The sequence below is a fragment of the Pedobacter sp. KLB.chiD genome (assembly GCF_047040275.1).
Taxonomy (GTDB): Bacteria; Bacteroidota; Bacteroidia; order Sphingobacteriales; family Sphingobacteriaceae; genus Pedobacter.
In genome coordinates, this window is the sequence record NZ_CP178207.1 from 90,731 (window position 1) to 102,167 (window position 11,437).

Sequence of the window (11,437 nt, forward strand, 5' to 3'; positions counted from 1 at the left end):
AACTCCTGCGGAAATAGCGTAAACATTTAATCTTAAAATCATGAAAAAAATATTTCTTCTGGTTGTCCTATTGGCAATCGTTTTCACTGGCCGCGTCCTTGCGCAAAATAGCCAGACACAGTCACTTTTAACTTCTTATTACGATATCAAAAATGCATTGATAAATGCAGATGCGACAGTCGCCGCCTCAAAAGCCACTGAGTTTTCCAGAGCGCTGGGCAGCATGGACATGAAGTCAATGCCAGAAGCCGATATGAATATATTTATAGGTTTACAGGATAAGCTTGCCTTTGATGCCAAGCACATATCGGAGAGTAAGGATATTGCCCATCAGAGAGAATATTTCGCAACTTTTTCTGCCAATCTTTTTAAACTGGCAAAAGCCGTTAAACTCACCAAAGCGCCTGTTTATTATGCCTACTGTCCAATGAAAAAGAGCTATTGGCTTTCTGATAACGCTGGCATCAAAAACCCTTATTTCGGTAAGCAGATGCTGACCTGTGGTGCAGTAAAAGAGACTATCAAATAATTCATATTGTTATTGAACGGACATTTAGCATTGAGATGTTTTGGTCCGTTCAATATAGCTGTGCAAATATTCTACATACAGCTCGAAATAATTTATTCAAAATATATCAATAACAATGAAAACATTAATATATAGCCTTCTGGGCCCACTATTTTTCCTTGCCGCCTGTACAAATGGCAAAAATGAAAAGCAAGATTCTGCTGTAGCGGATTCCACGACCAAAAATGTTTCTAGGGAAACCAATAAGGTAAAAAAAAACCAAACGGCTGCGCTTTTATCCGGCTATCTGAAACTGAAAAATGCCCTTACCACGGACGATGATAAACAAGCTGCTGCCGCAGGCAGTGAAATGGTCGCAGGGTTCGCCAGTTTTGATGAAAAATCATTGACCTCGGAGCAGGCCAGGGCATATAGCGATATTCGGGATGATGCCAAGGAGCACGCAGAGCATATCGGTTCCAATGCAGGCAATATTGCCCATCAACGTGAGCATTTCGATATGCTGAGCAAAGACATGTACGATATGATCAAGCTCCTTGGCACTGACAAGCCCCTGTATGTTGACCGTTGTCCCATGTACAACAACAACAAGGGTGCGATTTGGGTGAGTGAGGTAAAGGAGATCAAAAACCCTTACCTTGGAAAAACGATGCCGACCTGTGGTACTGTTAAGGAAGAACTGAAATAGCACAAAAATGACGGGCATAAAGAAAATCTTTCTTGGGCTATTAGTTATCTTCCTGCTTATGCAGATCTTACAGCCTGCACGCAATAAAAGCGCGCAGGTTATGCCTCAGGATATATCCACACTTGTTCCTGTGCCTGATGATGTACAGGGTATACTTAAAAAATCATGTTATGACTGTCATAGCAACAACACAGAATATCCATGGTATGCCTATGTTCAGCCGCTTCACTGGTACCTTAACAGTCACATACGATCGGGAAAAGAGGAGCTAAACTTTAATGAATTCGCCGGCTATACCTTGCGAAGGCGTCAGAACAAACTTCGGGCCATAGAAAATAGCTTAAAAGATGGTACAATGCCGCTTTCTTCTTATATCATGATCCACAGAAATGCAATATTAGATCCGAGGGAAAAGTCGATACTCATAAAGTGGGTACAGGATTCAAGGGATAGTTTGACCAGAAAGAATCTCACTGCTCTTTAAATTAACAAAGAAATGAAAAATATATTAACAGTCTTTTTATTGATACTCTATTCTGTGGTTTCCGCCCAGGATATGAAGGGAATGAAAACGGACAAGAACGGCAGTGCTGGTCAGTCCAGGGTGATCTATACCTGTGTGATGCACCCGGAAATACAATCGGAAAAACCCGGGAACTGTCCAAAGTGCGGAATGAAGCTTATCCTGCAGAAAGGTAAAGCGGATAAGGCAAAGACAGCTGATCTACTCAATAAGAAACAGGAAGCAAAAAAGGGGGCTATGGAAGTCATGAAAATGCCGGCAGAAAAATTGGAAAGTAAGCCGAAACCAGAATCAGTAACCTATACCTGCCCAATGCACCCCGAGATCCATGATTCCAAACCTGGCAACTGTCCCAAATGTGGGATGAAGCTTGTTAAGGAAAAGCCCAAGGCTAACCCTGAGAAGAATGGGGAAATAAAGGAAAGTTCCAAAAAGAGTGAGGATATGGGTGATATGGCGGGCATGGCAATGGATGATAACGGTTCTGACATGGAAAATATCAAAACTGCAAAGGCTAATTTGGGCCCGATTAGAACCGTTTCGAATAAATTTCCGCCACGCACCGTGCGTTATGATCTTTACATAGCCGATACAACGGTAACTTATGGAAAAAAATCAAAGCGGGCAATTGCGGTAAACGGACAGATTCCTATGCCGACACTGACCTTTACGCAAGGCGATACCGCACTGATCTACGTGCATAATAATCTTGACGAGGAAACCGCACTGCACTGGCACGGACTTTTTCTTCCGAACAAGATGGACGGTGTTCCTTTTCTGACCCAAATGCCGATCAAACCGCACGCTACTTACATCTATAAGTTCCCCATCGTCCAGCATGGAACGCACTGGTACCACAGCCATAGCGGCCTTCAGGAACAGATAGGTATGTATGGGGCATTTATCATGAACAAACGTACGGAGTGGGATATTCCAACCCTTCCAGTAGTCATTAGCGAATGGACAGATATGAAGCCCGAGGAGGTTCATAGAAGCCTGAAAAATGCCAACGACTGGTTTGCAATCAAAAAAGGGACTACCCAGAGTTATGCAGAAGCGATCAGGACCGGACATTTTAAAACAAAGGTAGCCAATGAATGGAAGCGCATGAATGCCATGGATGTGAGCGATGTGTATTATGAAGCCTTTCTCATCAATGGGAAAAATCAGAACGAACAGCCGCAGTTCAAGGCTGGGGACAAGGTAAGATTGCGTATTGCAAATGGGGGTGCCTCAGATTATTTCTGGCTTAAATATGCAGGGGGCAAGATTACCGTTGTGGCGACTGATGGAAATGATGTGGAGCCTGTAGAGGTCGACAGGCTGATTATAGCGGTTTCCGAAACCTATGATGTAGTGGTCACGATTCCGGAAAATAAGAGCTATGAATTTTTGGTCACTCCTGAAGACCGTACGGGATCAGCATCGCTATGGCTGGGCAAGGGAGAAAAGGTGCATGCAGAGAAAATGCCCAAACTGAAATATTTTGCCGGAATGAAGATGATGAACGATATGATGGATATGAGCGGCAATATGGTACAGATGGAAGGCATGAAGATGCAGAACCAGCTTATGGATATGAATACGGTGATGTACCCGGAGGTAACCGGTGAAGAAAATCCGAAAACAGAGAAAAAAATGAAAGGGATGCCGGGTATGCAGATGTCTGTTGACAAGACCATGGCAGGGATGAATATGGAGGCAGAAACCGCCGATATCGTTACTCTGAACTATAATATGCTTCGAGATCCAAAGAAAACAACCCTGCCGAAAGGCCCATGGAAGGAACTCAAGTTTGACCTTACGGGAAATATGAACCGTTACGTCTGGACGCTGGATAACAAAACTGTTTCTGAAAGCGATAAGATACTGATAAAAAAGGGCGAAAATGTTAGGATAATCCTTTACAACAACAGTATGATGCGCCATCCTATGCACCTTCACGGCCATGACTTCAGGGTAATTAACCGGCAGGGAGAATATGCCCCAATGAAGAACATTATCGACATCATGCCCATGGAGCGGGATACCCTTGAATTTGCAGCAACAGAGCCAGGAGGCGACTGGTTCTTCCACTGCCATATTCTCTACCATATGATGAGCGGTATGGGAAGGGTATTCAGTTATGAGAATTCTCCGCCTAATCCCGAAATTCCGGACCCCAAGCTGGCACAGCGAAAACTTTTCAGTGATGACAGGGCATTTCATCCAATGGCACGGGTTGGGATTGAAACAAACGGAAGTGATGGTGAGTTTATGCTCGCCAATACCCGTTACCGCTTTACCACTGAATGGCGGATTGGGTTTGACAAGGAAATGGGCTATGAAAGTGAAAGTCATTTTGGAAGATATATCGGGCGAAACCAATGGCTATTGCCCTATGTCGGATGGGATTTTAGAAAAAGAACGGTTGATCCCTTGGACAAGAATGTTTTCGGGCAATCACTTTCGCCGGGAAACAATCTTTTCGGGCAGGGAAATACCAAAAATTTCAGGCAGGTATTTCATTTGGGAGTTCAATATACCCTACCGCTGTTGATCGTTGCAGATGCTTCCCTCGATCACAAGGGGAATGTCAGGTTTCAGCTGATGAGGGAAGATATCCCTGTTTCCAAAAGACTGCGCTTCCAGTTTATGGTCAATACCGATAAGGAATATATGGCCGGATTCAGGTACATCGTTACGAAGTACTTTGGGCTTTCAACACATTACGACAGTGATATGGGCTATGGCGCCGGATTGACATTAAGCTACTAACAAATCAAAAACATGGAACACACCTATAAAATAACCGGAATGAGCTGTCAGGGCTGTCGGAGCAAAGTTGAAAATGTGCTGAATGCGATTGATGGCGTTTCTGCACAGGTAACCCTTGAACCTGCTGAAGCCGTCATAACTATGCAAGAACATATCCCCATAGAAAAGCTGCAGGAGGCTCTTTTTGCCGCCGGACATTACGGTATTGAAATGGCAGTTCAGAGAAAACATGTTCTAAATTCGTCAGAACATCATAATCAGGATCATTCAGCCAATGAGCAAAGTCCCGCGGCTCAAAATGATGATAAAAATGAAGAGGGAGGCCTGTTTTATTGTCCTATGCACTGTGAAAGTCAGAAGACTTATGATAAGCCAGGTCATTGCCCTGTATGCGGGATGGACCTGGTAAAACAGCCTGCCAAGAAACAGGCATCTCAATTTACCTGCCCCATGCATCCCGAGATTATCAGGGACAAACCAGGATCATGTCCGCTCTGCGGCATGGACCTGGTACCTACAGGTACAAACCTTGAAGAAGAAGATAAAACTTATGAAACCCTGCTCAAAAAATTCCAGATAGCAGCAGTTTTTACCATACCCATTTTTGTTATAGCCATGACTGAAATGATTCCAAATAATCCTTTGTTTGATCTATTGGAACTTAAATACTGGAATTGGGTTCAGTTTTTTCTTTCTATTCCGGTGGTCTTTTATGCAACCTGGATGTTCTTTCAGCGGGCATGGCAATCTATAATAACCTGGAAACTGAACATGTTTACACTGATTGGGATTGGTGCCGGGGTTGCCTGGGGCTTCAGTATTGTTGCCCTTCTATTCCCCGGAGTTTTTCCTGATCAGTTTAAAACACATCATGGCACCGTTTTCGTTTATTTTGAGGCGGCAACCGTGATTCTTACGCTGGTACTGCTCGGTCAGCTTTTGGAAGCCCGGGCGCATGGCAAAACCAACAGCGCCATTAAGGAGCTGTTGAAGCTGGCCCCTAATTCAGCAACAAAAGTGGTTGGGGACAAGGAAATATCAGTATCTATTGATGATATTCAGAAAGGAGATCTGCTGAGGGTCAAGCCTGGTGACAAAATTGCGGTGGATGGTAGTATTAAGACCGGGGAAGCTATAATTGATGAATCAATGATCACAGGAGAACCCGTTCCTGTTGAGAAAAAAATAGGCGACAAGGTAAGTTCAGGCACCATCAACGGCAATAAGACTTTTGTGATGCTTGCCGAAAAAGTGGGCTCAGAAACACTGCTGTCACAGATCATCGAAATGGTCAATTCCGCCAGCCGCTCAAAAGCGCCCATCCAAAAGATGGCGGATAAAATCTCAGGTTATTTCGTGCCTGTTGTGGTATTGATTTCCATCGCAACGTTCGTGGTGTGGGCAGTATACGGCCCCGATCCAGCCTACGTTTATGCTTTTGTAAATGCAATCGCGGTATTGATTATTGCATGTCCATGTGCGCTGGGCCTGGCTACCCCAATGTCCGTAATGGTGGGAGTAGGGAAGGGCGCCCAGTCTGGGATACTGATCAAGAATGCGGAATCCCTTGAGAAAATGAATGCGATTGATGTAGTGGTCATCGACAAGACGGGTACGGTTACAGAAGGTAAACCTTCGGTAGAAAAGGTGGTCAGTGTAAATCCAGATTTTTCTCAGAAGAATATACTCGAAAAAATTGTGGCTTTGAACAGCAGCAGCGAACATCCATTGGCTCAGGCAACTTTGCGTTATGGGGAGGAAAACGAAATATCCGTTAAGGCTATATCTGACTTTGAGGCCGTTACCGGGAAGGGAGTAACAGGCAGTCTGAATGGGGAAAGACTGGCTTTGGGGAACCAAAAACTGATGGAGCATGTTAAAGCGGTGATTGATCCAAGTCTGGCCGAGCAGGTTAGTGCCGCTCAAAGGCAGGGTAAAACAGTTTCTTATTTGGCGGTTGAAAATCAGGCAGTGGGGTTTGTCGTGATTTCGGATAAGATCAAGCCTTCCAGCGCAGCTGCGATCCTAAAGCTCCAGCAGGAAGGCATCAAGGTGATTATGTTTACCGGAGACAATGAGGATACAGCAAGGGCAGTAAGCGCAACTTTAAATCTGGATGGTTTCAAGGCTCAGATGTTACCGGAAGATAAGCTGAATGAAATAAAAAAACTACAGGCCGAAGGCAAAAAGGTAGCCATGGCAGGTGACGGCATCAATGATGCCCCTGCACTTTCCCAGGCTGATATCGGGATTGCGATGGGCACGGGAACAGACGTGGCCATCCAGAGCGCCGCGATCACATTGGTGAAGGGAGATTTAAACGGGATCGCAAAAGCAAGGTTGTTGAGCCATAAAGTAATGGGAAATATCAAAGGAAACCTGTTTTTTGCCCTGGGATACAATATATTGGGCATTCCGATAGCGGCAGGTATTTTATATCCGTTTTTTGGGATTTTACTCTCTCCAATGATCGCTGCACTCGCGATGAGCTTTAGCTCGGTTTCGGTTATATTAAATTCCCTGAGATTGAGAAATGCCAAAATCGACTGATATTTTTAATTAAGAAATAAGGTAGATGCTGTTACCGATGGACGTTATTGAAGTATCTAATAGATCGCAGGCTTTGGTTTTTTCAAGCGGATGAAAACGTAAAATGCAGCTTTTTGATTTTCTGGTCACCACAAATAAAAATCAAATTTATTTTGGGTTATTGATTTTATATCGTAATATTGCGATATAAAATTATGGGACTTACAAGATCAGAAATATTCTCCGACGAGCAGAACCAGCTTTCCACATTGCTGAAAGCCATTGCGCATCCTGCCCGCATTGCCATCCTGCAAAGGATCCTTATATCCAACACCTGTATCTGCGGGGATCTGGTAGAGGAACTGGGCTTAGCCCAGGCAACCATTTCGCAACACCTTAAAGAACTTAAAACAGCCGGGATCATTCAGGGAACGATCGAAGGCGTGAGTGTCTGCTATTGTATCAACCCTAAAACCTGGAAATTATTGGAAGAACAGTTGGGTACATTCTTTGGCTCGTACAAAGGCGAAACCAGCTGCTGCTAACCTTTTTTTATTTATATCAATCGTTAAATTGCAATATTATGAACAATGCAGAATTGACCAACTGGCAAACATTTAAAGCCACATTAGAACAACATCCAGATTTGACCTTACAGTTCCAGTATGCGGAAGGTAAGTGGGTAGATGCTTCATACCATATTACCGAAATCAAACAGGCACCGATTGTATCTGTGGATTGCGGAGGAAAAATGAATACCTGGACAGAAATTATCGTACAGCTTTGGGAGCCATCCGTACAGGACAGCGAAAGGGCCATGCAGGTTAGCAAAGCGTTGTCAATTGTAAGTCTGGTAGAAAAATCATTACCGCTCAATCCCCTGGGAACTGTTAAGATAGAGTTTGGAAACTCACAGTTTGATACCAGACAGATGTATCCCGGCGAATTTTTGATCGATGGCGATAACCTGATCGTTAACCTGATCCCTGATTTTACGCAGTGTAAAGCAATCGGACGTGGGGGAAGTTGTGGAACAACAGAAACAGGTGAAGAATGCTGTGCACCAGCGGTGAAAGAAGAAAAACCAAAATTACAGATGGTAAACCTTGCTGGGGCGGGACAGACCTGTGAACCCGGTTCGGGCTGCTGCTAATCAGCGTATGGAAATTATAGAATTACTCCCCTTGCACTGGGAAGAGGTTAGAATTATTTATCTACAAGGTATCGCCACTAAGCAGGCTACCTTTCAGACCGACGCTCCGGCATGGGAAGAATGGGACAAAGGCCATTTGGCCGGTCTCCGCTATGTCGCTATCATTGATGGCAACGTGGCAGGCTGGGCAGCTTTAACCCCTGTTTCAGGCAGATGTGTCTATGCAGGGGTAACAGAAGTTAGCGTCTATATACAAGAAGGCTATCGTAGTAAAGGGATAGGTAGGGCGCTATTGCAAAAGCTGGTCACCGAAAGTGAGGCCAGTAACATCTGGACGCTGCAATCAGGCATCTTTCCGGAAAATACGGCAAGTATCGCCCTGCACGAAAAGCTCGGTTTTAGAAAAATTGGTTATCGCGAAAAGATCGGCAAGATGGACGGGGTATGGCGGGATACAGTGCTGATGGAACGAAGAAGTAAAATAACAGGAAAAGAATAAAAACATGAAAAAAATATTAGTACTCTGCACAGGAAACAGCTGTAGAAGCCAGCTGGCAGAAGGTTGTCTGAGGTATTTTGCCGGAGACAATGCAGAGATCTACAGCGCAGGGATTGAAACACATGGCGTAAATCCGAAAGCTATCGCAGTGATGGCTGAAGATCATATCGATATTTCGGGACATAGCTCGAACCATGTGGATGAATATGCCGGAATTGATTTTGATGCAGTGATCACCGTTTGCGATAATGCCAATGAAGCCTGTCCTTTCTTTCCGGGCAAGGTAGACCGCTTCCACCAGAATTTCCCTGACCCTGCAAAGGCGACAGGAACCCCCGAAGAAGTGATGGACGAATTCAGAAGGGTACGTGAGCTGATCAAAGCCTATTCAGCAGATTTTGTAAACCAGTACATAAACAGATAAACCATGAGTGCAAACAATTGTGCCCCCGTTGCAGAACGAAAAAAGCTAGGATTCCTTGACCGTTACCTGACCCTATGGATCTTTATCGCGATGGCGATCGGGGTTGGCATCGGCTATTTTATCCCCTCATCTTCCGGTTTTATCAATTCCTTTTCCAGTGGTACAACCAACATCCCGCTGGCCATCGGCCTGATCCTGATGATGTACCCGCCACTTGCCAAGGTAAAATACGAAAATATGGGTGAAGTATTTAAGGATACCAAAGTGTTGAGCGTTTCCCTGGTGCTGAACTGGGTGATCGGCCCTTTGTTGATGTTCTTTCTGGCCATTACTTTTTTAAGGGATTACCCCGAATATATGGTTGGGCTGATACTGATCGGGCTTGCGAGGTGTATCGCCATGGTGGTGGTATGGAACGAACTGGCAGAAGGTAACCGCGAATATGCCGCTGGCCTGATCGCATTGAACAGCATTTTCCAGGTATTGTTATACAGCGTGTTTGCCTATATATTCATTACCGTACTGCCACCTTTCTTTGGCCTAAAAAGCCTTGAGGTAAATATAACCATCGGTGAGATCGCAAAAAGCGTAGGCATTTATTTAGGATTGCCATTTGCAATGGGTGTTATCAGCAGATATGCACTAATCAAACTCAAAGGCGAAAACTGGTTCCAGAACAAGTTTATACCATTTATATCTCCTATAACCCTGATCGCTTTGCTGTTTACCATTGTCATTATGTTCAGCCTGAAAGGTAAGCTGATCGTACAGATACCAATGGACGTGGTCCGTATTGCCATACCGCTGGTGATCTATTTCTCTATCATGTTCATCGTCAGCTTTTTTGCAGGCAGGTATTTTGGGGCAGATTATTCTAGAAGTACTTCCATTGCTTTTACAGCTACTGGGAACAATTTTGAACTGGCGATTGCTGTGGCCATCGGTGTATTTGGCATCAACTCCGGACAGGCCTTTGCAGGGGTAATCGGACCTTTGGTGGAAGTTCCTGCATTGATAGCCCTGGTGAACCTGGCCTTCTGGTTCAGGAAAAAATATTATGCCACAACAGAGGCTACTAACTAACAAACAATTCTAAACACCTTTTCAGATATGAAAATTGCATTATTTTCTGACGTCCATGCCAATTTCCCCGCTTTTGAAGCCATGCTGCAAGATATGGACAGCCAAAAGCCCGATGCCGTATATTGTCTGGGGGATCTTGTAGGCTACCATATCTATCCCAATGAAGTCATTGATGAAATCCGCAGACGAGGGATTGCAACCTTAAAAGGCAACCATGACGAAAAAGTTGAAAATATCATTACCACTCCTGAAAGTTTAAATGAACCGGGCAAAAAATATGCTTATCACCTGATTCGTGAGGATAACAGGGAATATCTGACAACGCTTCCAGCACATATCAGGTTAGAATATAAACTGAACGGTGAAAAACTAAACCTTGTTTTTGCGCACGGCAGTACCAGGAGCATAGATGAATATATCCTGATAGACACAGATGCAGACTATGTTTTGGAAATGCTTAAAGAAGCTGAGGCAGATCTGCTTTTCGTCGGGCACTCCCATAAACCGTATCACCGAATCTTAGAGACACGAGCTGGACGGTTCAAACATGTGATCAACCTGGGGTCCGTCGGAAAGCCTAAAGACGGTGACCCAAAGGGTTGTTACGTTATAGTTCACTTAAATGAAGGCAGTTCCACAACCGATAAAAATAATATTGAAATTGAATTCAGACGTGTTGAATACGATGTTGAAGCATCTGCTAAAGCTATAATAGAAAGTCCATTGCCCGATGAGTTTGCTGATGCCTTGAGGCTTGCAAAATAATCTCAATCAATTGGACAATCAAATTCGAGGGTACCATGCTCTTATTCTTTATATACATGCTTTGCAACCGGTAATATCAGATAATAACGGCGCGGGTATCAGTAAATTTTATACTTTTACACCGTGAAATTCATTGCCCTGGTTTTATCTCTCATCGTATTTACGCTAACCGCGGTACCATGCTGTGCTTTAGCGCGAGAAGATAGCCATGTACTGAAAACCGATAAATCGGAAAAACATGCTTGCAGTGAACATAATGATAATTGCTGCAAAGGCTGTTCACCGTTTTATGTCTGCGGTACCTGTATCGGCTTTACCATCACTACACGTACAATGATCGTTTTTGCGGTCCAGCTTTTACCTGTTCAGCACAATACGGCTTATATTCCACTTGAACTCCAGGCTATTTCTATTTCCATCTGGCAGCCGCCCAAACTTTCGTAGTTTATTTTCCTATCGTCCTAAACGGACATATTTATCGAAATCA

12 protein-coding genes are annotated in these 11,437 nt (G+C 44.2%); all 12 read left to right on the top strand.

Annotated elements, in window-relative coordinates:
• The first annotated feature begins 40 nt into the window (after window positions 1-40).
• The 12 genes from ACK1I8_RS00450 to ACK1I8_RS00505 all read left to right on the top strand — a co-directional run bounded on the left by ACK1I8_RS00450 (window position 41) and on the right by ACK1I8_RS00505 (window position 11,394).
• The gene (locus tag ACK1I8_RS00450; RefSeq protein ID WP_412467429.1) at window positions 41-529 is read left to right on the top strand and encodes a DUF3347 domain-containing protein; all 489 of its coding nucleotides are present in this window, start codon (window positions 41-43) and stop codon (window positions 527-529) included.
• Between the two features lie 115 nt (window positions 530-644).
• Window positions 645-1,217 carry a DUF3347 domain-containing protein gene (locus ACK1I8_RS00455; RefSeq protein ID WP_412467430.1) on the top strand — a complete coding sequence of 191 codons (573 nt, stop codon included), beginning with the start codon at window positions 645-647 and terminating at the stop codon, window positions 1,215-1,217.
• A 7-nt stretch (window positions 1,218-1,224) separates the two neighbouring features.
• Entirely contained in the window at window positions 1,225-1,701 is a 477-nt protein-coding gene (locus tag ACK1I8_RS00460; protein ID WP_039474427.1) for a heme-binding domain-containing protein, read from the top strand.
• Window positions 1,702-1,713: 12 nt separating this feature from the next.
• Window positions 1,714-4,497 carry a multicopper oxidase domain-containing protein gene (locus tag ACK1I8_RS00465; protein ID WP_082018555.1) on the top strand — a complete coding sequence of 928 codons (2,784 nt, stop codon included), beginning with the start codon at window positions 1,714-1,716 and terminating at the stop codon, window positions 4,495-4,497.
• Window positions 4,498-4,509: 12 nt separating this feature from the next.
• Entirely contained in the window at window positions 4,510-7,047 is a 2,538-nt protein-coding gene (locus ACK1I8_RS00470; protein ID WP_412467431.1) for a heavy metal translocating P-type ATPase, read from the top strand.
• A gap of 194 nt (window positions 7,048-7,241) precedes the next feature.
• Window positions 7,242-7,571 (top strand): ArsR/SmtB family transcription factor, encoded by a 330-nt coding sequence (locus ACK1I8_RS00475; RefSeq protein WP_412467432.1) that lies wholly within the window; start codon window positions 7,242-7,244, stop codon window positions 7,569-7,571.
• Between the two features lie 38 nt (window positions 7,572-7,609).
• A complete protein-coding gene (locus ACK1I8_RS00480; RefSeq protein WP_412467433.1) occupies window positions 7,610-8,179 on the top strand; it encodes a DUF6428 family protein in 570 nt (189 codons plus the stop codon).
• A gap of 7 nt (window positions 8,180-8,186) precedes the next feature.
• Window positions 8,187-8,678, top strand: coding sequence for an N-acetyltransferase family protein (locus tag ACK1I8_RS00485; protein ID WP_412467434.1), 492 nt, complete (start codon window positions 8,187-8,189; stop codon window positions 8,676-8,678).
• A gap of 4 nt (window positions 8,679-8,682) precedes the next feature.
• The gene (locus ACK1I8_RS00490; protein ID WP_412467435.1) at window positions 8,683-9,102 is read left to right on the top strand and encodes an arsenate reductase ArsC; all 420 of its coding nucleotides are present in this window, start codon (window positions 8,683-8,685) and stop codon (window positions 9,100-9,102) included.
• Window positions 9,103-9,105: 3 nt separating this feature from the next.
• Window positions 9,106-10,185 (top strand): ACR3 family arsenite efflux transporter, encoded by a 1,080-nt coding sequence (gene arsB / locus ACK1I8_RS00495; protein WP_412467436.1) that lies wholly within the window; start codon window positions 9,106-9,108, stop codon window positions 10,183-10,185.
• Between the two features lie 27 nt (window positions 10,186-10,212).
• Window positions 10,213-10,950, top strand: a complete 738-nt coding sequence (locus ACK1I8_RS00500; RefSeq protein WP_412467437.1) for a metallophosphoesterase family protein — start codon at window positions 10,213-10,215, stop codon at window positions 10,948-10,950.
• Between the two features lie 123 nt (window positions 10,951-11,073).
• Window positions 11,074-11,394, top strand: coding sequence for a DUF6660 family protein (locus ACK1I8_RS00505; protein ID WP_412467438.1), 321 nt, complete (start codon window positions 11,074-11,076; stop codon window positions 11,392-11,394).
• Window positions 11,395-11,437: the final 43 nt, after the last annotated feature.